24 protein-coding genes and 1 pseudogene are annotated in these 20,838 nt (G+C 38.4%); 12 read left to right on the forward strand and 13 right to left on the reverse strand.

The window, feature by feature from the left end:
• Nucleotides 1–36: 36 nt before the first annotated feature.
• From deoD to F564_RS20560, 10 genes are all read right to left on the reverse strand, one after another.
• Nucleotides 37–744, reverse strand: coding sequence for a purine-nucleoside phosphorylase (deoD, locus tag F564_RS0108090; RefSeq protein WP_028122191.1), 708 nt, complete (start codon nucleotides 742–744; stop codon nucleotides 37–39).
• 160 nt (nucleotides 745–904) lie between these two features.
• Nucleotides 905–1,855, reverse strand: coding sequence for a transporter (locus tag F564_RS0108100; RefSeq protein ID WP_028122192.1), 951 nt, complete (start codon nucleotides 1,853–1,855; stop codon nucleotides 905–907).
• Nucleotides 1,855–2,931, reverse strand: a complete 1,077-nt coding sequence (locus tag F564_RS0108105; RefSeq protein WP_028122193.1) for a cytochrome-c peroxidase — start codon at nucleotides 2,929–2,931, stop codon at nucleotides 1,855–1,857. The genes F564_RS0108100 and F564_RS0108105 overlap by 1 nt, the downstream gene beginning before the upstream one ends.
• Nucleotides 2,924–3,751, reverse strand: coding sequence for an MbnP family protein (locus F564_RS0108110; RefSeq protein ID WP_051259610.1), 828 nt, complete (start codon nucleotides 3,749–3,751; stop codon nucleotides 2,924–2,926). Before F564_RS0108110 ends, F564_RS0108105 begins: the two co-directional genes overlap by 8 nt.
• A 460-nt stretch (nucleotides 3,752–4,211) precedes the next feature.
• A complete protein-coding gene (locus F564_RS0108115; RefSeq protein WP_028122195.1) occupies nucleotides 4,212–4,577 on the reverse strand; it encodes a hypothetical protein in 366 nt (121 codons plus the stop codon).
• 7 nt (nucleotides 4,578–4,584) lie between these two features.
• The gene (locus F564_RS0108120; RefSeq protein ID WP_028122196.1) at nucleotides 4,585–5,253 is read right to left on the reverse strand and encodes a superoxide dismutase; all 669 of its coding nucleotides are present in this window, start codon (nucleotides 5,251–5,253) and stop codon (nucleotides 4,585–4,587) included.
• A 69-nt stretch (nucleotides 5,254–5,322) separates the two neighbouring features.
• Nucleotides 5,323–6,009 (reverse strand): SCO family protein, encoded by a 687-nt coding sequence (locus F564_RS0108125; RefSeq protein WP_028122197.1) that lies wholly within the window; start codon nucleotides 6,007–6,009, stop codon nucleotides 5,323–5,325.
• Nucleotides 5,999–6,274: a YHS domain-containing protein gene (locus tag F564_RS0108130; protein ID WP_028122198.1), complete on the reverse strand. Its 276-nt coding sequence runs from the start codon at nucleotides 6,272–6,274 to the stop codon at nucleotides 5,999–6,001. The genes F564_RS0108125 and F564_RS0108130 overlap by 11 nt, the downstream gene beginning before the upstream one ends.
• Nucleotides 6,275–6,342: 68 nt before the next feature.
• Complete coding sequence (locus F564_RS0108135; RefSeq protein ID WP_028122199.1) at nucleotides 6,343–6,711, reverse strand: hypothetical protein; 369 nt, start codon at nucleotides 6,709–6,711, stop codon at nucleotides 6,343–6,345.
• A gap of 154 nt (nucleotides 6,712–6,865) precedes the next feature.
• Entirely contained in the window at nucleotides 6,866–7,036 is a 171-nt protein-coding gene (locus F564_RS20560) for a lmo0937 family membrane protein (protein WP_028122200.1), read from the reverse strand.
• Between the two features lie 184 nt (nucleotides 7,037–7,220).
• Between F564_RS20560 and F564_RS0108145 the strand changes: the two genes are divergently transcribed.
• From F564_RS0108145 to F564_RS0108190, 11 genes are all read left to right on the forward strand, one after another.
• On the forward strand, nucleotides 7,221–8,213 hold the full coding sequence (locus F564_RS0108145) for an SDR family oxidoreductase (protein ID WP_028122201.1): 993 nt from the start codon (nucleotides 7,221–7,223) through the stop codon (nucleotides 8,211–8,213).
• 287 nt (nucleotides 8,214–8,500) lie between these two features.
• Complete coding sequence (locus F564_RS0108150) at nucleotides 8,501–9,949, forward strand: TolC family protein (protein WP_028122202.1); 1,449 nt, start codon at nucleotides 8,501–8,503, stop codon at nucleotides 9,947–9,949.
• A 39-nt stretch (nucleotides 9,950–9,988) separates the two neighbouring features.
• On the forward strand, nucleotides 9,989–10,984 hold the full coding sequence (locus F564_RS0108155) for an HlyD family secretion protein (RefSeq protein ID WP_028122203.1): 996 nt from the start codon (nucleotides 9,989–9,991) through the stop codon (nucleotides 10,982–10,984).
• A gap of 17 nt (nucleotides 10,985–11,001) precedes the next feature.
• Nucleotides 11,002–12,168 carry an ABC transporter permease gene (locus tag F564_RS0108160; RefSeq protein ID WP_028122204.1) on the forward strand — a complete coding sequence of 389 codons (1,167 nt, stop codon included), beginning with the start codon at nucleotides 11,002–11,004 and terminating at the stop codon, nucleotides 12,166–12,168.
• A 38-nt stretch (nucleotides 12,169–12,206) separates the two neighbouring features.
• Entirely contained in the window at nucleotides 12,207–13,319 is a 1,113-nt protein-coding gene (locus F564_RS18940; RefSeq protein WP_394330631.1) for an ABC transporter permease, read from the forward strand.
• Nucleotides 13,320–13,324: 5 nt separating this feature from the next.
• Nucleotides 13,325–13,483: a hypothetical protein gene (locus F564_RS20565; RefSeq protein ID WP_154656825.1), complete on the forward strand. Its 159-nt coding sequence runs from the start codon at nucleotides 13,325–13,327 to the stop codon at nucleotides 13,481–13,483.
• 77 nt (nucleotides 13,484–13,560) lie between these two features.
• A complete protein-coding gene (locus tag F564_RS0108170; protein WP_154656826.1) occupies nucleotides 13,561–14,244 on the forward strand; it encodes a hypothetical protein in 684 nt (227 codons plus the stop codon).
• 161 nt (nucleotides 14,245–14,405) lie between these two features.
• Complete coding sequence (locus F564_RS20940) at nucleotides 14,406–14,570, forward strand: hypothetical protein (RefSeq protein WP_228373882.1); 165 nt, start codon at nucleotides 14,406–14,408, stop codon at nucleotides 14,568–14,570.
• Nucleotides 14,571–14,771: 201 nt separating this feature from the next.
• Complete coding sequence (locus F564_RS0108180; protein ID WP_161625936.1) at nucleotides 14,772–15,422, forward strand: hypothetical protein; 651 nt, start codon at nucleotides 14,772–14,774, stop codon at nucleotides 15,420–15,422.
• Nucleotides 15,340–18,045: a DUF11 domain-containing protein gene (locus F564_RS0108185; RefSeq protein WP_154656827.1), complete on the forward strand. Its 2,706-nt coding sequence runs from the start codon at nucleotides 15,340–15,342 to the stop codon at nucleotides 18,043–18,045. The genes F564_RS0108180 and F564_RS0108185 overlap by 83 nt, the downstream gene beginning before the upstream one ends.
• Before the next feature lie 73 nt (nucleotides 18,046–18,118).
• Complete coding sequence (locus F564_RS0108190) at nucleotides 18,119–18,676, forward strand: hypothetical protein (RefSeq protein WP_028122209.1); 558 nt, start codon at nucleotides 18,119–18,121, stop codon at nucleotides 18,674–18,676.
• 394 nt (nucleotides 18,677–19,070) lie between these two features.
• Here F564_RS0108190 and F564_RS0108200 read toward each other — a convergent pair whose 3' ends face one another.
• Genes F564_RS0108200 through F564_RS0108210 form a run of 3 tightly spaced genes read right to left on the reverse strand, consistent with a single transcriptional unit; the run spans nucleotide 19,071 to nucleotide 20,542 of the window.
• Nucleotides 19,071–19,457 (reverse strand): 5-fold beta-flower protein, encoded by a 387-nt coding sequence (locus F564_RS0108200; RefSeq protein ID WP_028122210.1) that lies wholly within the window; start codon nucleotides 19,455–19,457, stop codon nucleotides 19,071–19,073.
• Nucleotides 19,454–19,768: a hypothetical protein gene (locus tag F564_RS0108205; protein WP_028122211.1), complete on the reverse strand. Its 315-nt coding sequence runs from the start codon at nucleotides 19,766–19,768 to the stop codon at nucleotides 19,454–19,456. Before F564_RS0108205 ends, F564_RS0108200 begins: the two co-directional genes overlap by 4 nt.
• 36 nt (nucleotides 19,769–19,804) lie before the next feature.
• Nucleotides 19,805–20,542, reverse strand: coding sequence for a Fic family protein (locus F564_RS0108210; protein WP_028122212.1), 738 nt, complete (start codon nucleotides 20,540–20,542; stop codon nucleotides 19,805–19,807).
• Nucleotides 20,543–20,627: 85 nt separating this feature from the next.
• Here F564_RS0108210 and F564_RS0108215 point away from each other — a divergent pair.
• A pseudogene (locus tag F564_RS0108215) lies at nucleotides 20,628–20,838 on the forward strand (IS982 family transposase); the annotation flags it as partial.

Genomic DNA, 20,838 nt, shown 5'->3' on the forward strand with positions numbered 1-20,838 from the left:
AGAAGCATTTTTTATGATTTCAACATTTAAAGTGGATTAAAACTTCAAAGCAGTTTCGAGTGAAAGCTCCATCATCGTTCTCAATGCATTTTCTCTTTGATCTGCCGAGATAAATTCCTTCGTTGGAATAATGTCAGAAACAGTCAGGATTGTTGCCGCATTTTTACCCAAATGTTTAGCATTGGCAAACAATGCAAAAGCTTCCATTTCTACTGCAGGACAATTGTGTCTTGTCGCAATCTCAGGAACAGCAGGGTCTTTTCTGTAGAAGATATCGCTAGAATGGATGTTGGTTGCTTTAACTTTTAGTTTAAGTTCTTGCGCCGTTTCATTGATTTTATCAAAAGCAAAACCTTGGTTAGAAATCATGTCCTCCTCAATTGCCCATGCAAATTTTGCATACGTACTTTCGCTGGCTGCATTCTCTACATTCAGGATGTCAAATAATTTGAGATCTGTAGAATATGCACCACAAGTTCCTATTCTGATGATGGTCTCCACTTCATATTCTGTAAACAATTCAAAAGAGTAGATCCCGATACTTGGGAATCCCATTCCGCTCGCGCCCACAGTGATTTCTTTTCCTTTATAAAGTCCTGTGTAGAAGAAAATGTTTCTGGTTTGGCTTACCAATTTTGCGTCTGTAAGATAGTTGTCAGCAATATATTTGGCTCTCAAAGGATCGCCGGGCATCAAAACGGTCTTTGCAATCTGGCCTTTCTCAGCACTAATGTGAACACTCATATTCAATATTTTTTTTAAGACTGTGAATATAAAATTTATAATCCGATCCATAAAATCAATCAGGGAAAATATGACTTATCTTTCAATACTTCCCGAAAGATAGGTTTTGTATTTCTCACCCAACGTGATTTTTTCATCGCCAATCCCTTTTAATAATTGATCAAATTCCAAAATTTACAAATAAGCCGAATCTCGATTTTGCCTCAATATCACCGCCAGCAAGATTGGTGTAAGCCGGGAGCATCAACTCACTGCCGATGCTCCATTTTTTATACGACGCCTCGAAGCCTATTTTTCCGTAAAGTGCACTTCCTGACGTTCTTGGCATCACTTCTCCAAACTGCTTGTTCCAGTCATAAACTTCACCTTGCACTCCCAATTTGCCGGAAATATTACCATTCTCATTTCTCCAGATTCTCTGAAATCCCGTCATTGCATAATTCCATTGATTGCCGAATTGATAATGCTTTTTGTTTTCAGTTTTGATGGTATAATCTGTACTGATGAGCAATGCGAAAAGGTTTTTCTGAAATCTATAGTTTAATGCTAGCTGATAATCCCAACTTCCCGTTCCTAACTGGAAACTTGGATTCACGCCAGTAATTCCTTTCTCATCAAATTTACCAATCGGGATTTTGACTCCGAAACCAGCATTTAATTGGTGAAAAGTGTTTTTGGAATTTAGGATTTGATAGATTCCCATCACACTCGCATCACCAATTCCATTGATTCTAATGTCGCCCTGCAAAGTCTTTTTTTCGTGAAACTGAAACGGAAGACTCCCATAAACACTCAGCTTTTTTGTAATCGGAATCTTTCCCCAAATTTGAATGGTGTTGAAGTATTGGTCTTGCGTCAATTCATTTGTGAAGAGATTTTCCTTCGCTTTGTAATGTTGCGCAAAATATTTGACGCCAATGAATTGCGGATTCAACAAAGACTCAAACCCAGAAGAACCATTTCCCGCTGCGCAACCACAGGCATCACAGAAGAATTCCTGAGTCTTCAAAAGATTCTGAGTGTCATATTTCGGAATATAAAGACTGTCTTTCTCAATTGCTGCAATTGAAATATGAAGGATTAAAAATAGAATTAAAATAAGCTTCTTCATTATTCTGCGAATTTTTTGTTTTTGATAAAATTTTGGTCGGTCAGGGTTTTCAAAAAAGCAATGATGTATTGTTTTTCCAAGCTAGTCATTGCAATCCCGATGTGTCCATTTTGTTTTAAAATAGGATCAAGGTTGGGTTGGTTTTCCACATGGTCGGTATAGAAATTAAGAACAGCTTCTAAACTGTAAAATCGTCCGTCGTGCATATATGGCGCCGTCACTTCTGCATTTCTGAGACTCGGAACCCGGAATTTCATATCGTCATTCCAGTCGAGAGTCACGCGGTATCTTCCCCGGTCATCGTACTGCGAATTGTAATACATTCCTGTATTCCGGTAACTTTCATCCGTGAACAATTCGCCGGAATGGCAACTCGCACATTTGTTTTGAAATAAAGTTTTTCCCTGAGATTCTTCATTCGTGAAACTCGCTTTTCCTTTTTTGACCTGGTCGTATTTGGAATCTGCAGAAACCATTGTAACCATAAACTGCGACAAAGCTTTCAGGATTCGTTCGCCATTAATAGTCTCATCGCCAAAAGCCGATTTGAACATTTTTTTATAATTTGCATCCGCACTTAACTTGGAAATCACATCCGGAATAGAGCTGTCCATTTCAAAATCTGTCGTAATGGGAACCAACGATCGCTCGTCCAAGTTATGACTCACGCCGTCCCAAGTGTAATTTTTCAGCCAAGCCATATTTTGAATGGCGGGCGCATTTCGCATTCCCAATTTGTCATCAATCCCGTGACTTACCGGATGGCCGTGGTGCGTGAAAGCATATTCCTGAATGTGACAAAATCCACAAGAAATCGTATTGTTTCGGGATAATTTTCCTTCGTAAAATAGTTTTTTCCCTAATGCAACGCCGTTGGCTGTAACGGGGTTCTTACCTGTATCAAAAGCCAAAGCCGGAAAATAAGTCGGGATTTCCAGATTGTAAGCTTGATCCTCTTGGAAAACTTCGCCTTCAATTTCGTTGGAACAAGAGGTTGAAATTCCCAAAATTAAAACCAGGAAAACCCAAAGAGAACAGAATTGTCCTCTCTGGAATTGTTGAAGTGGATTAATCATTATGAACGTGGTCAACTTTGAACATTTGGATTAAGTTGTTGCTTACGCTCACAAGATGCGGACTGCTTCCCATTGCCATATTGTTTTCTTTAGTTAAGGTTAAAGCTGTTTTGCCACTCAGATATTGGTTGAGGTCTGCCAGGATATGGATAGAGGGCGTGATCTCTTTGCTGACTCTAGCGGTTGTAGGCAAATCCAAAGTCACTTCTCTGTAAAGATCTGGTGTTCCGTTGGCTGTTGTGTTGCCCATATTTCCGGTGTGGTTCATAAATTCTGTGTCTGGAGCGGACGTGCCGTATTGTCCTTCCAGTTTTGTGAAAATGTAACCGGCCGACCACGACCAAGCCATTCCTTCTTGTTTTGCTTTTTCCCAGAAAATGCCTTGTCCGTCTTGCCCAATCAAATATGCCGTCGGGCTGATTCCCAAACCGAGTTTGATTTTCCTGTAATTTCCTTTTGGGATGTCTGTGAGGTTTGCGTAGACGATTCCGCCTTTTGCATCAGCTTGGTTGATGATGAAGGCGCCTTTGTCGGGATTGTTGTAATGGTACTTGAACTCATTGCCATTTTCGTTGATGAGAGTGATATTGCTGATGACATATTTCAAAGTGGAGAATTGGTGTTTTTGTCCGTTTGATGATGTTTGCGTGGTTTGATTTAAAACAATATCTCCTAAGTTATTGAATCCGTTTTCGAATTTGAGTTGAATATTTCCCGGTTCTGTATTTTGAAGTTCATCATCGTCGTTGTTGGAGCAAGATGAAATGGTGATTAAGGTAAAGGCAATAAGAAACAATGATAGAAATTTATAGATTTTCATATGATTTTTTTATGGTTGTCCAATAAAAATTTAAACAAATTGAAGAACTCAATGTTTATAAGATAAATTAACAGTTAGCTCCTATGAAGCTTTGTTTTTGGGATTTTTTTTTCTGCTAACAGTACGTCCCGATGGGACTTTGCAAAGCTTCGTTAGAAGCGAACTGTTAATAGGCAATAAATATCGATAGCATTAAAGCTCTAGAGGAGCGACCTGATAATTGTATTTTAATTTTATTGGACAATAATGATTGTTTAGTTGAAACGTTGATTTTATGCCGAATCCCGCGATAGGGATGGTAGCGGATATCCTTTTTGTCTTTTGACCCAACGTCGTTTTATAAAGTCACGTGGTAAGACAAAAAGATAGGAGCGGACAGCCCGACCCGAGCTTGGTCCTTCGAGAACCTCAGGATGACAAGCTTGTGCGAGGGAATCGCCCAAATGTCTGATATGTTCAACTAAAAAATGGGTGGCCTGAAAATGTGTCTCAGAAAGAGGAATGTGTAACCTGTTTTGTATGTGAAAGTCAGGTTTCGGAGGGAGAAATTGTTGTCGATTGAGGCTTTGAAAATCTCAGTCGGAATGTAAAAATCCAAGATTTTTTGGACTTGGTTTTTGCCTTTGGAAAGTGGCGAAGAATCGGATTCGCTGGATTTTGCCAGTTCTTTTCCGAGGTAGCATTTTCCGTTGCAATTGAGTTCCGGTTGCACTTTGTTGACGCAGAGCACCTGGATTTGATGATAATTGGCAACATATTCCGCCAGTGGAAGTGCAGGTTTGCATACCAGATAAAGGATGAGGAATATGTTGCAAATTAATTTCAATGAGGGATTATTTTGTAGCTTCTTCGTAACGTTTGCTTACTTCTTTCCAGTTGGTCACGTTCCAGAATGCGGTTAAATAGTCGGCTCTTTTGTTCTGATATTTCAGGTAATAAGCATGTTCCCAAACATCGATTCCCAAGATTGGTGTTCCTTTGACTTCGGCAATGTCCATCAGCGGATTGTCCTGATTTCCGGTGGAAGTAACTGCTAATTTTTTGTCTGCTGTTACCACCAACCAAGCCCAACCGGAACCGAATCGGTCTGCGCCAGCTTTGCTTAATTTTTCTTTCAAAGCGTCTAGGCTACCAAAAGATTCTGTGATTGCTTTGGCTAATTTTGTGGAAGGTTGTGTGTTTTTCTCCGGTGTCAAAACGGTCCAGAAAAATTCGTGGTTGTAATGTCCACCGGCGTTATTTCTAACAGCTGGCGTTTCTTTGGAAATGTGGGAAAGGATTTTGGTGATGCTTTCTTTTTCCAGAGGCGTTCCGGCGATGGCTTTGTTTAGATTTGAGACGTAGGCTGCGGCGTGTTTTGTGTAATGGATCTCCATGGTTTGCGCATCAATAGAACCTTCCAGCGCATTGTAGGCGTAAGGTAAAGGTGTTTGTTTGAACTGCGCTGTTGCAAAAGTGGCTGCCGATATCGCAGTGGCGAGAAATATTTTCTTGATTTTCATAATATTGGATTTAGATTAATATTTAATTTTTTAAATGCAAAAAGCTAATAGCCTTAAGCCAATCGCTCTTTATTGTTTTAATAATTTTCTGATATCTTCTATTAATTTTTCACGGTCGGGATGATATTGACCGGTGAGTGAAGTTGTTGTTCCTTCTGGGTCTTCATAATTTAGTCCGGAATAGTAAAGAATTGGGCTGTTGTTCTCATCAAATCTCGAACGGAGGTTTCCTTCCTGATCCACGAGTGCAATCATTCCGCTGTGGTTGAGGCTTTCTGCTTTGTCTTCCTTGTCGCCGACATAAATATTGAACTGGTCTGCCAAGTTATCGATGTAATCTCGATTTCTTGTTAGAAAATGCCAATTTGACGATTTGGTTCCCAACATTCTGGCGTGGTTTTTCAAAACTTCTGGCGTGTCATTCGTCGGGTCGATGCTGATGGAGATGATTCCGAAATTTTTGTCGTTGATGGTTTCCTCGATGTATTTCATATTGGAATTCATCACGGGACAAATCGTTGGACATTTGCTGAAGAAAAACTCCACCAGATAGACTTTCCCCAGCATATCTTTGTTGCTGATTTTCCTATTGTTTTGATTCGTTAATTCAAAATCAGGAACTTTCATTACGGTAAAAAGACTCTTTTTGAAATAACTCATTCCGGCGCCAATGGTCACAAAAATCAAAGCCAGAACGACAATCGGAACGATGATCTTGCTCTTCGGATTTTGCTTTGTTTTTTTGTTATTTGGCATTTTGCGCATATTTCTCAGGATTCTTTTTGAATTCCGCTTTGCAATGGTCACTGCAAAAACCGTACTTCTTTCCTTTGTAGTCTGCGGTATCTTTCAGAAAGTCTGCTGTTTTCATTTGACAAACGGGATCTTCTGTGTTGACGACTTTGACATTTTTAAGGTCTGCTGCCGGTTTTATTTTCGAAACGTGTTTTACTTTTGGTGATTCCTGCGCGCAGGAAAATGCTGATACAGAAAGCAGTATCGCGAAGATGAATATTTTCATTGATGTTTGATTTTAATTTTAATAAAATTTAAAAATTGCTATTTTGGAAGAGAATTTAATCATTAAAATTAAACCAATGGCGGATGAAAAATATTGGAAAATAAATTGAATTTATAAGAAAAATTAAGATCAGAATTAAAATTTGAACTTTCGGAATAATCATTAATTATTTTAACGAATGCAAACTTTTCATTAATGATAAAAGTATCTGTAATACCGGAAATATTGATTCGGGAATCGTTCTTGGATTGGTCTGTTGAGGTCTTTGCAATTTCTTTTTTCAGATAGCATTTCCCACGGCACAAAAGCTGAGGTTTGTTTTTGTTTTCGCAAAGTTTTTTGGTGATGTAATCATAATTGACCGCATAATCTACCATCGGCATCAGCGGACGTAATGCGACAAAGAAAATGATAAAAAAAGTAAATAGACTTTTCAATTATTAAGATGAACACAAATATAGAACATTATCCGTTGAGTCACAGATGATAAAAGTCAGAAGCGCGATGTATTGTAGGTCATAAAAAAAACCCACGGATAAAAACGTGGGTTTTGATTTTTCAGCTGCAGAATAGTTTGCAATAAGTATTGATTTAATCAAGAGGTTTTCTTCCTGAGATCAGATTGTAAAGGACTACAATCACGGCGATCACTAATAAGATATGCACTAAGTTTCCTGTGGCCATTCCCGGTACAACACCTAACATTCCAAGTAGCCAGACGATGATACAAATCACTGCTACTAACCATAATAGACTTCTCATAATTTTATTTTTTTTGTTTATTCGATTTCAACTATGCATATACTGTGCCTTTTTTTTAAAGTACGGTTTTTCTTTATTTTGACTATTCCCATAACTCGAATGGTATTGGAATTGATTAGTAAGCTTTTATAGACCTATTTTTCGAAAGCAAAATCTTAATCATCAAAATTAGAAAATCAATATTATGGAATCTCAGCATCAGTTATCAAAAAATTTAGCAGGTAAAACGGTCGTCATTACCGGAGGAAGTAGTGGAGTTGGGAGAGCAACTGCTGAGGCATTCGCCTTAGAAGGCTGTACGGTCGTTATAGCTGCAAGAGGAAAAGAAGCATTGGAAGAGACGGTAAATCTTTGCAGAGACCTTGGCGCGATCGCTTTGGGAGTGCAGACTGATGTTTCCATCGCAGAAGAGGTGGTGAATCTTGCGAAAGAAGCCGTACAGTTTAACGGAAGAATTGACATTTGGGTCAATAATGCAGGCGTTATGGCGAGCGGGAAATTCGAAGAGATTCCAATGGAACTGAATGAGCAGGTAATCAAAACTAATCTTTTCGGTTATATGCACGGCGCATATACCGTACTGCCGATTTTCAAAAAACAGGAAGAAGGTATTCTGATCAATAATGTATCGATTGGTGGATTTATGCCCGCACCGTACAGTGCTGTCTACTCATCCACAAAATTTGGTATCCGCGGTATGATGGAAGGTTTGCAGGGAGAGATCTCGGATTTTGCGAATATTCATATTTGTAATTTGTTTCCACAGATCCAAAGGTCTACAGGTAATGCACACTCCGCAAAATTCTCAGGCCTCGATTTCAAAGTGCCACCTTTTGCGGCCGATCCAAGAGATACAGCTGCCAACATAGTGCAACTAGCAAAGCAGCCTAGAAAGGGCCTTTTCCCAGATGTTCAGTCACTAGTGATCAAAAATCTGTACATGTTATTTCCTAAGGCAATTATGAATACAGCTTCCGCAACAATGCGCGTAATGATGAGAATCAAACAAGGAAAACCCAATCCTGGCAATGTGATGTCGTCTTCTTCAAAACCACACAGGATCTATGGAGAAACCAGTTTGCCGGTTCCCACACGAAAAACAAAATTAGCTTTGCTTGCGGGAGTAGGTGTGGGATTGTGTTATATGATCATTAAAAATAATGCTTCGAAAAAATAAAACTCATCAACAAAATACGGACTCAAAGCAAAAAGACACGGATTCTAGTGTGTTTTTTTTTGGCTTACCGGTGTACATAAAATTGATAATGAGCTGTTTTTGTAGTTGCCCGAATGTTCGCCGATCTGATAGAAATGAGAAACGTAGTTAAACGTGATTTCGTCACACGAGGTGTCCTGAGATCTGGAATATCGTGCGTTTCTTTTCTGGGATGCTTGTCATCATTATTTTTTTTTTCATCAAGCTTTTTTTTGTTAAATTTGGGTATTGTTTTCTAATGTCTTTTTATGAGAATTCAAATCGTTATGCATTTAAAAAATACAACGCTGTTTCTCTTTTTGACACTTTCTGCTAATGTATTTTGTCAGCAATTTTCTTTGAAGCAGTGTATCGAAAAAGCAAAACAAAATAACGCTGTTGTGAAACTTGCAGAGCAGTCCTTGGAAACCCGTCAAAAACTATTACAGTCCAGTAAAAATAATGGTCTTCCCAAAGTAGATCTGCTCGCTGGTTATAATTATATGGGTGAGCCAATTAAGGTTAATCTGCAGCAGGTGAAGGATGGTATTGTAGAAGGGACAGCCAGTCAAAATGTATATTCTGCCAACGCCGCTTATCAGCAGCTGACGGGCAACCAACTTTCCCAGCAGGTTCAGGATGTGATCTATCAGACATCCAAGGATATCATCAGCGCAGTATATCCCAATTATAATCCCGCCATTACCAAACAAAGTTATTTCTTAGCTGGCATTGCCGTACGGCAACCCATATATTTAGGCGGTAAACTGCAGGCCACCAGAGAACTTGCCCGTCAGCAGGTGGAAAGTGGGCAAGCGCATCTACAGGTTTCCAAAGATATGACTACCTATCATATTGCATTGCAGTACATCCAGCTGATGTATCTCAACTCTATGATAGAGAAACAGCAGAAAATGGTAGCGTCTCTTCATAAAAATGAAAAATATGCACAGCACCTTCTGAAAGCGGAAATCATACCACCTTACATGAAAAATTGGTCGGATGTTGCTAAAATGCAGGGAGAGACCAATCTTAAAAATCTCATTCTGGAGAGAGAAAATGCATTGCTGATCTTGAAAGACATCATCGGGATCTCTTTGGATGAACCACTTGATGTTACCGAAAAACTGGGTGAAAATACCGAGCTTCCGACTTTTGAATCATCACAGAACAACGCGGATGTCAAGTTTCTTTTGAGTAAGAAAAAAGAAGCCCACACAGGATTAGATATTACCAAATCGTTGTCGAAGCCCAATATATTTGCCATCGGGAATGTACAGTTTTTCAGAAATGATCTTCCTTTGATCACGCCGCCTTGGCTGGTTGGGGTAGAAATGCAGTGGACACTTTTTGACCCAGAAAGAAAATCTGTAAAACAAGCTTCGGAATCTGTCATAAAAGAAACCGATCTGTTGATCGAGCAAAAACAAAGGGCTGTGACCTTGGCAAGCAAAATTGCAGAAAATAAATTGCTTAGTTTTAAGGAGCAAAGCAAAACCTTGGATGCATCCAGGCAACAAACCTATACCACTACCCAAATGGTCACCAAAAGAATGGAAAATAGCCTTTCGTCTGTCAAAGATGTCAACGATGCATTACAGTTGCAGTACGAAGCAGAAAAATTATACTACACCTCACTGGTAGCTTATCAAGCGGCGCTTGCCAGCTATTTTTATATTATTGGAAATCCCGATAATATCACCAATTATATTCCCTAAACTGAAATCTCCTATGCTTGGACAAATAAATAGCAGCAGATGAAAAATTTGATAAAAAACTATTGGGCGGTCCTCATTCCGTTGGCCGTGTTTGCGGTAGCCCTTATTTATCTTCTGACAAATAAAACGGGCAGTACAGATAACGACGCTGTAGTCGGGATGGTAGATGCAGAATTTGTAGATGTCTCTGCTTCACTTCCCGGAAGAGTTGTGGCATTACTCGTGAAAGAGGGCGATGAGGTGGAAGAAGGACAGATTGTCGCCCAGATGAAAACGTCTGAAATAGAGATCATTCGATCTCAGGTTTCTGATGCCGTTGCCATTGCTCAAAACCAATTGGATAAGGTCACCCGTGGTGTGGAACCGGAAGTTCTCGCTTCTGCAAAAAATCTTCAGCAGATTGCCAAGGAGCACATGGAGCTTATGTCCAAAACCTATAGCCGTTTTCAGAAATTATATTCAGAAGATGTTGTCTCCGGACAAGAGAGAGATATTGTTTATTTCAAATATAAGGCCGCCCAAAAAGAACTGGAAACAGCCAATCTAAATGTTCAGCTTCTGGAACGTGGTAACAACAGAGAACTGAAAAGCGCTGCACAATCTGTCCTAAATCAGAGCAAAGATGCTGAAAAGCTAGCGCAGGAAATCAAAGACAACGCTTCCATCAAAGCACCGGCATCCGGTAGGATTTCGACAATTATTTCAAATAAAGGTGAGATGGTGAATGCGGGCTATCCGATGATGACCGTTCAGAAAGACCGTTCCTTTTTTGTGAAATTCAATCTCCGTCAGAATCAGATGGGGAAAATTGATAAAGGTGACGTGGTGACCATGAAGATTCCTGGGTGTACACCGGAAAACGTTAAAGGAAAAGTGACAGAACTGGCGCCAGCTTTGGGCTATGCAGACTGGGTGCCGGAAAAGCAGAACGGCGAGTTTGAACTAAGGACTTTTCAAATCAAAGTAAAGCCTGAAAATCCGGATACGGTCCAAGGTCTTCGTTCCGGAATGACCGCGCAACTTGTTGTGGAGTAATTTTTATTTTTCTACTATTGAAAGCAATCAGCCACATCATACTTCGTGAATGGAAACGGATTTTTTCGATTCCGAATTTTTATGTGGTGTTGATGGTGATCCCGCCTATTATTTTTCTGTTTTATGGCTTTATTTATCAGAAACAGTTCGCCAAAGAACTTCCGATGGCAGTTTGGGATGAGGACCGCTCTACTGTTTCCCGTACATTGACGGATATGATGGAGCAAAATGAAAATATCCATTTTACCAATGTGGTCTTCAGCAATGCCGAAATCGAAAAACTGATGAAGGAAGGCAAAATTTTTGGGGCTGTACATTTTCCTAAAAATATGGAGTCGGATGTCAAGAAAGATCATCAGTCCAATATCACACTTTACACCAACGGTGCTTACCTTGTACCCGCCAAAATGATTTACAAAGGTGCGGCGGCCATCGTCATCAAAGGTGGTTTGGCTGTGGTGCTGCAAAAGGCTGAAAAACAAGGCATGCCTGCAGAAAAAGCCAAGGCATTGGTGCAGCCGATTAAGCTCAATACCAGTGTTTTGTATAATCCTGATTTCAATTATCAGCTCTATCTTACACCTGGTCTGGTTACTGTAGGGCTACAGATGGCCTTGATTGTAGCATCTGTTCTGATTCTGAATATAGAATTTAATCAAAACACAATAAACGATCTGTTGAAGATCTCAACATCGTCTTCACAAATCATTATCGGAAAATTGCTGGCTCATCTGTGCATTGCGTGGGTTCTTTTTTTATGGATTGCGTTCATTGTATTTCCTGTATTTGATTTGGGAAAACCGCAGACCGACTTCAACTTTTTCATTTTGTATACCTTGATGGCTTTAGCATGTATCGGGATCGGAATGATGCTTTCTGCAATTTCCAACAATATGCTGTTTGTGGTGGATGTGGCTTTGTTTTTTACGTCACCGGCATTTGTGTTCAGTGGGTTTACATTTCCGAGATGGGCGATGCCTTGGTACGACCAGTTGTACGCCGACATCATGCCTTACACTCATTTTCTGGATGGTTTTATAAAGCTTTATTTTATGGCGCTGCCACTGTCGTATGTTATTCCTGAGATGATCAGACTTTTAGTTTTTATTGGTGTAACATTTCCGGTGGCCATTGTGTTTTTTCAGAAGAAAGTCAATCAGCATATTCAAGATCCATCAAAGTGAAAGATATTTTTCAAATACTGAAACGAGAGATCAGGAGCGTGTCAAAAGATTCGAGCCTGTTTCTGATTTTGCTTATGGCTCCGATACTTTATGCTTTTATGTATGGCAGTATTTACCTGAATAAAGGTGAGGAAAAAGTGAAGCTGGCACTCATTGATAATGATGGCAGCGCAGTTTCCAGACTGCTTACGCAACAGCTCAACACCACTCCTATGATTGATGTTGTTCCAAGTTCCAGTATTTCTGAAGCTCAGGAAAAAATGCACAAAGGAGAGGTAGAAGGTTTCTTCTATATCCAGAAAGACCTGGAAAAAAGTATCCTTTCGCAGAAACAGGCCAATGTGAATCTGGTTCTTAATGCGTCGCGTTTTCTGCCTTCCAGTGATTTGCTGAGTACGGTGACCAAAGTTTGTCTTACAGTGGGTGCGGGTGTAAGGAAAACCTATTTCAGTAAACAGGGGATGAATGATGATAAGTCCATGAAGATGACCAATCCTATTAATATGGATTACCGGCCGCTTTACAATTCTAGTATGACGTACGGTTCTTTCCTTTTGCCGGGATTATTGGCGATCATCCTGCAGCAGACACTTTTGATAGGCGTAGCGGCAAGCTTAACATCAGAAAGGGAGGAAAAAAAGCTGAAGGATCTTTATCGGATTTCGGGGTTTAATATTTCCAAGCTTATTTTTGGGAAAAGCATTTTGTACTTCTGTGTTTTTATGATGTTCGGGATGTTTTTTGCCATGGTCAACTTTTCAGTTTTTGGGATCGTGGTGCGTGGGAGTTATCTGGATCTTGCCTTTGTTACAGCTGTTTTTATCTATGCTGTCATTATTTTGGGAATGCTGGTAGGCAGTTTTTTTAAAACAAAACTTTTCGCTTTTCAGGTTTTGGTTTTTTCTTCTTATCCGATATTTTTGGTGACCGGATACTCTATGCCATATCAGGCTTTACCAAAAGCAGTGCAGGTGTTTTCTGATCTTTTGCCAACTTCTCCTTTTCTAAGAGTTTACATTTCAATAGTTCAGGCGGGTGGTTCCATAGGTGATAATTGGCCTTCCGTGGTTCATCTGATCATTCTGCTTCAGATTTTACTTGTTTTACTGATGGTACGGATCAACTATCTACTGAAGAATGAGGCTTCTTGATCAAAATGGCACACTGGCTATTCAATCGCTATACTGACAAAAATTGGAAAACCAACATCATTGGAGGTATTTCTAACGAAAGTCCCGACACTTCAAAACTAAAATTAATAGTCTTGATTATCAATATTTTACATCCATGTGATAGCAATGTGATGGGGTATTAGTTGGTTGATTGCCAGACTTGTTTTACTTTTGTACCAGTTGTTGAAAAGTTTCTGAAACTTCCAACAATAAAACACAAATGATGACTTCTTTTTTTGACAAGGCAAAAAGACAACTGCTTAATAAACAGTTGTGTGTTTTCCTTTTTTTATCGTTTTCTACTTTATTCTCTGCTACAAATGCAGAGGATAAAGATGTTAGCACTTTGATGTCTGATGATTCTCAAGTCTGTACATCTGTCAATTTGCCTGCTGAGCAAGATGCTGTAATACATATATACTTCGGCGCTTTAATTCTTGGGACAGAAAAAGTATATCAGACAAAGATTGTACACATCCCTAATTCTTCTGATAATAAAATTGCTGGAATTGACTTAAAAAAATCGCAAAAGACTAAAGCTGAAAAATTAGTTAAAATCTTTTTAAAAAAAGCAATTGTCTCTACAAAAGCAAAGTTGGATAAAAAACTTTATAATCCACTTTCTACTGAATCTCCTAATAGCGTATTGTTTTTTAAAAAATCAAATCCTAGTGTATCTAGCAACAACCTACAAGAGTTTTCAAAATTTCAAAGCCCTGATATACAAACGCTTGTAGGTCATAGAAAATATCGCTCTCAGAACACCATATTTTCTTACAGTCAAAAAAGAAATCTGGTTGGGTTCTATCAAATCTATAAAGTGAGGCCTCCTCCTTTTTCCTGGTATTCTCACTTGACCATTGAATATGTGCAATACAATATGCCGTATTTTCAACAACTTTGATTAATTTATTTCAAAGAATTTATTCTGCCTTATTAAGTTGGAGGTTGCAAAAAAAACATTGCACTAATAACACTTGTAGAGAAGTCTGTAATGAAATTGATCATGCAATACTCTCACCAATAAGGCTCGTCATATTATTAATTCAAATTAAAAAAAACACGATGAAAAACATTTTTTTTTTCCTATTTGCCTTTTTATTCATTGGCATAGGCACAAACAACTGGCACGCCCAAAACTCCGATGGAGATGGCGTTGCAAATACCGTTGATCTCGATGATTACAACGACGAAATTTTAGACACGGTAGAATGTCGTCAACTTGTCTAGTAAGACTTTTACCTATTTAATGTTAACTTTTTTATACGGCAAAATTTTAAATTCGACAAATCAAACTATTTCATGCTAATGTTGATTTGTTGATTGAAAATTAAAAAACAATTTTTTTCACTACTATTAATAATAACAATGATGAATTTTAAAAAATTATTTAAGTGGATTTCCCCATTCATTTTATTCTGCACGGGATTAATGAATGCTCAAAATCCTTCTTTAGAGTTTGCTGCAGGTGCAGGAAATCCTACAGGAAACGGACCGGTAACTTCTACTACCATAAACTTTCAAAACAACACCGATAATCCGACAGGAAATAACTTTGCTGCTTATACACCTAACCTGAATGTAAATTTCAGTTTGAGTAATCAGCAATTTACTTTACCCACAGTTTCTACTAATACAGGAATGGCTTTTGGTTTTGCTGCAGGTAGCCCTGCTTTAATTTTTGATATACAGGGTGCTGCTGGAAATCCAACCAATGCTAGCTTCACGTCTTCTGGCGCTACAGCAGGAACAGGAATTGATAAGGGAAGTAATTATGCGGTTTCTACTACTGTTTTTACAACTCCTTTAGCAGCGGCAGGTTTGTCAACAACAGGAAGATACAGTATTGCAGATCTTACCTTAACATTTAATAGGGCAGTTAATAACCCCATTTTGCATTTTGCTGGATTAGGTGGAAGCTTGGGAACTTTTGGGTTTTCGGCAGAGTTCGATGTAATATCCAGTAACGTTCCCGTAACTCTTTCAAAATTATCTGGAAATGCTTCTTTATCTGTTTCAGGTTCACAAATTAATAACAGTGCAACAGCTGCTAGTTCTGGTGGTTGCTCTGTTTTGTTTTAAGGGTTCTTTTGGTGTTATGGGAGCAACAGTTTCAGATCCGGTTCCAGCAGGTATTCCAGCAGGAAATGTGAGCTACTCAGTTCCTGTGCTAACAGGTGGCGCCACTACAAGTATTACCTCTGCGCAAACTGGCGCGTTAAATGATGTTGTTAATATACCAGCTGGTGGAACAATTACTTATACGATTAATGTTGCTGTTCCTAGTTCCTATACAGGAAACCTAGTTAATGTAGCTACGGTTACATCACCTGCAAATTTTATAGATTCATACCCTGGGAATAATACAGCAACAGATACTGATTCTTCTGCCTGTGCTATTTCTGCAACCAACCCAGATTCAGACGGTGATGGTATGTCTGATTATTGTGATCTTGATGATGACAACGATGGGATTTTAGACATAGCAGAAGGCGTTGTAGATAACGACGGTATTTTAGAATGGAACTATAATGCACAGGATGATGCGCCATCAATTTTGAATTCTTCTGTAATTTCATCAGCACAGAATGCAACAAAAAGCTCTGCTCTTACGGCACAAATAATTGGTGTAGACACTTCTTACTCTATTACTGGAGTGAGCGCAACTACAATTTCGCAGTCTAGAAGCAACAATTCTTATTTTGAATTTAAGTTTACGACTGCGAATTTCCAAAATACAGTTCAGTATTTATATGATAGATTTAGTTTATGGGTAAGAGACCCTAGTTTTTCCCCCACTTATAAAATGAGACTTTATCTTTCTACAGATAATTTTGCAACAAGTACCGATATTTCTGGTGAAGTAGCCTATCCAATTGTTCCCTATGAAGATAGAGTTGTATTCCCATTAACGTCACCATATCATTTAGCACCCAATAAAACCTATACTTTGAGACTGTATTTTTATGATGTTTCAGGTGGAGCTTCTGCAACTTTTAGTCACGATGATTTTCAAGTTCTTACAACGCAGTATGCTGATACCGATACCGATGGCATTCCCAATCATCTAGATTTAGATAGCGACAACGATGGTTGTGTTGATGCTTTAGAAGGTGACGAAAATGTTACTACTGGTCAATTAAAACCAGCAAGTGGAACCGTAACTGTAGGAACATCTACAGCAAGTAATCAAAACTTAGGAGTGGCAGTCAATGCAAACGGAGTTCCGACTGTTGTAAATTCTGGAGGTGCTGCAGATATTGGTAGTGATCAAGGGCAAGGAGTAGGTACTTCTGCTAATTCTAGTTTTAAGGATGTTCAGTGTTCTAGTGTATTTGGGTGTACTTCTGCGATGTATCTTTCTCAGTATGATACGCTTTACAGTATAGCAACTTCCACTAATCCATTTACTTATCCTACGGTAGGTACAGCTTCTGTGAACTACAACGCTATAGCAATCAATCCTTTAGATGGTCGTATGTACGGAATGCAGGTTCTTAATTCAAATAATCTTCTTGTAATCAATCCGGATGGTAGTTCGGTTAATCTAGGTCCTGTAACAGGCCTTCCTACCGGAAAATCTTATCTTGCAGGAGAAATTGATAACTTAGGGAATTATTATGTAAAAGAAGGTACAGATAATAACCAACTCTACAAAATCAATCTCAGTACAAAAACAGCAACGTTAATAACATTAAATACCTCGATATATGTTCCAGACTTTGCTTTTAATATAACAAATGGATTATTGTATGGCGTAAATGTTGATACCGGTCAATTAATGTCTATTAATCCAACTACTAAAGCTGTAACTCCAATTGGAGTAACTTCAAGCCCTGTAAGTTTTGGGGCAATGTTCGCATCGAGTACGGGTGAGTTTTATGGAGTGGAAAATGACGGTGCTTTTTATAAATTCAATCTTACGACTGGGCAAAGAATTTTTCTCTCCACTGCAACTCAAAGTCAATCAAATGACGGTGCACATTGCGTTACTGCGCCTATTGTATTTAGTGCCGATTTAGCAATAACCAAAGATGATGGTAAAGCAAATTATTCACCAGGAACTACAAATACCTATACCGTGGTAGTAAGTAATAATGATGGTCCTTTTGGAGTGCTAGGAGCAAAGGTCTCAGATCCAGTTCCAGCAGGCATTCCTGCAGGAAATGTGTCTTACTCAGTTCCTGTGGTAACAGGTGGTGCCACTACAAGTATTACCTCTGCGCAAACGGGAGCGTTAAATGATGTTGTTAATATACCAAAAGGTGGAACAATAACGTATACCATTACTATTGCAGTTCCTATTTCATATTCAGGAGACTTAGTGAATGTCGCTACGGTTACATCACCTGCAAATTCTACAGATCCAGACCCTACAAATAATACGGATACAGATACTGATTATCCCCCTGTATGTTATGCCGATCCCAATACCACTGGTGCCGGATCAGAAACCAAACATGGGATTACGCTTTTACAAAGAGCAGGAGCAGACAATGGCAACTGGCCAATGATTAGAAAATCTGCACACACCGTTCTAGAATCCAACACGAAGGGATTTGTAATCACAAGAATGTCTACCTCACAAATTGCATCCATTGTTTCACCACAGGAAGGAATGATGGTGTATGATACGGACATCAAATGTTTAAAATTGTATGACGGGACTGCTTGGAGTTGTTTCAGTACACCAACTTGTCCATAGTTGTTCATCGGGAATTGGAAGGTGCTTCAAGGGGAGCGCTTTCCATTTCTTTTAATTTAAAAATTTATAAAAAATGAAAAAAATAATATCCACATTGCTTTTAATAACAATGTTTTCAGCAAATGCACAAGTCATCATCGGTGATGCGGTAGGAACTGCTGCCGTAAAAACGTCTGTTTTATTAGAATTTGCAGCCAACCAAAATAAGGGGCTTATTTTACCATACGTAAGAACAATGCCATCTGGTACAAAACTTACAGAAGGAACAATTCTGCTGGATGCAAGTGATCCAACCCAAGCCCGCGTAAAATACTACAACGGAACGTGGAAGGATTTAAGCGGCCAGGCTGCAGATCTTACTGCAGCCAAAGCTTTGCCAAACTTTGCAACCGAACAATCACCGTCAATTACAGAAAACCCAGATTCTAAAGCAATCATTGGAGCGTCGAGTTCAGCAGCTGATGGTGTTTTGGTTTTAGAATCTACGACAAAAGCCATGGTCTTACCTACGGTTACAGATGTGCAGCTCGTTCCTAGTCCGTCGCCGGGAATGATGGTTTATATCAATAAAGCAGGAGCGAAACGATTAGCAGTTTTTAATGGTTCCAAATGGTCGTTTTGGAAGCCTTGACAAAAGGTGATATGAAATAAATTGAAAAATTTATCACCCTATACTAATCCGGAAAAGCTAATTTTCCGGATTTTTGTTTCTTATTGATCATTGTTGGTTTGGGAATATAAAAGTCTCTCCATATTTTGAACATTTGTAATAGGTTGCCTTTTGCTTAAGTTCCCGAAACTTTCACCATCCAAAAATATGAAATTAATTCAGTCTCTTTTTACAGTGGTATTCTCTAATTTTTTTATACTCCCAAAGGAATGATTATTAGATATGACTAAATGTTGTCTAAAAACAAATAAAACCGCCTAAAATAGGCGGTTCAAGTGGAGTTGGAGGATATAGAACAACTCATTATCAATCGTATTTTACAAAGGTTTTTTTGTTGTTGCAACCACCACTTTATTTATAAAAAGAAATAGAAAAATAGTATTTTTTGTTCGGTTGTCAACCCTTCACATCTACCAAGTAACCTACTTGAATTATCATATATTCTATCTCCATCAATCTTTCCAATTAACTTGGAAGAATCATTATACAAATTGTTTCCTTCAATCTTCCCTATTAATTTCGATGAACCGTTATAGACCAATTTACCATCAATCTTTCCCAAGTAATTGGATGATCCGTTATAAATTGATTTACCGTCGATTTTACCTATTAATTTGGAAGAACTCTCATAGATCCTTTTACCGTCAATCCTTCCAATTAGAGATGATGAACTATTGTAAATCCTTTGTGCGTTCATAAAAGAATAAATTAATACTAAAGTAAGTGTTGTTAATTTTTTCATAATAATAGATAATTCTCCCAATAAAAATCCTGCTCGGTCGGTTTGTAATCTTCCTTTTTGGGTAATTGGTAGTTTTTGTAAAGTTTGTATGCGTTGCGATTACTGTTTTCTTCAATAATTTCTTTTCTCAATTTTGATACTCTATCAAAATATAAGTCGTCAATCTCTTCATCAATCAAATCAGATTCGTTTTCAGTATTAAGTTTTGAAAGGTCAAAAATATATTTTGCAACAATATTAATTTTTTCTTCATCGGATTGAGCATTTGAGTATAAAGTATAAATATCGTTTCTGTTGATTGGTACTTCCATATTTTGAACAATTGTATTTGGTTGCCCTTATTAAATCTATTGTAAAACTTTTAAAATCCTCTCCATCGTTTCCCTCACATTCTCTGTGATGAGGTCTATAAACGGCTGTTTGTTGTTTTCGGTCTGTGCGGTTTCCAATGCACCGTAATATTTTAAACGGCTGTCTGTATCTCCTTTCAGGATTGCAATCGGGAATCCGTTTTGTAATAAAATTAAATTCATCAATAGGCGTGAGGTTCGTCCGTTGCCATCTATAAATGGGTGTATGGTTACCAAACGCTCGTGCATCTCTGCGGATAGCTCTATGGGGTGCAATAGGTCTTTGTTTTCGTTATACCAAATAAATAAATCCTCCATCTGTTTTGGTACGATGTACGGCTGTGGTGGGATGTGTTTTGCTCCTGAAATCAGCACCTGTACATTTCTGTATCTGCCTGCATTTTGATTGTCTATACTTTGCAGAATGAGTTGATGTATTTGCAATGAATCACGTTCGGAAATGGTTTGTTTTTCCTGCGCCAACTCTTTGATGTATTCTATGGCGTGCTGGTGGTTTATCGCTTCGAGGTGTTCGTTTAGAGACTTTCCCCCAATGGTCAAACCTTTCTCAATGACTAAGGCGGTTTCCTGCAAAGTCAAAGTATTTCCCTCTATTTTGTTACTTTCGTAGGTGTATTCTATATCAAATGCCTTTGCCACTTTGTCGCTGTGGTTTTGTCGCAAATGGTTGAGTTTTTCTTTGAGCTGGTCGAGGTCGGTGTATTTGTTTTTCATTTTTTAAACCCGTAGTGCATTATAAAAAAGGTTACTCATAATACGAAAATTTCGTATATTGTATTGACTATCAATCTAATACGTTATGAATAACCTAGATGCAATTTACGATTTTATTTTAAAGGAATTAAGAAAATTAACCATCAAAGAAAATTTTTATTTCAAACCAATTAAACCAAAATTATCTGATTTAGAGCTCATTGCAATAAATATTTCTGCGGAATATTTATCGATAGATTCAGAATATCAGTTGTTTAGATACCTCTCTAATTCAAAACTAAAGGGAATGATTGAGA

Source organism: Epilithonimonas tenax DSM 16811 (genome assembly GCF_000428485.1).
Lineage (GTDB): Bacteria > Bacteroidota > Bacteroidia > Flavobacteriales > Weeksellaceae > Epilithonimonas > Epilithonimonas tenax.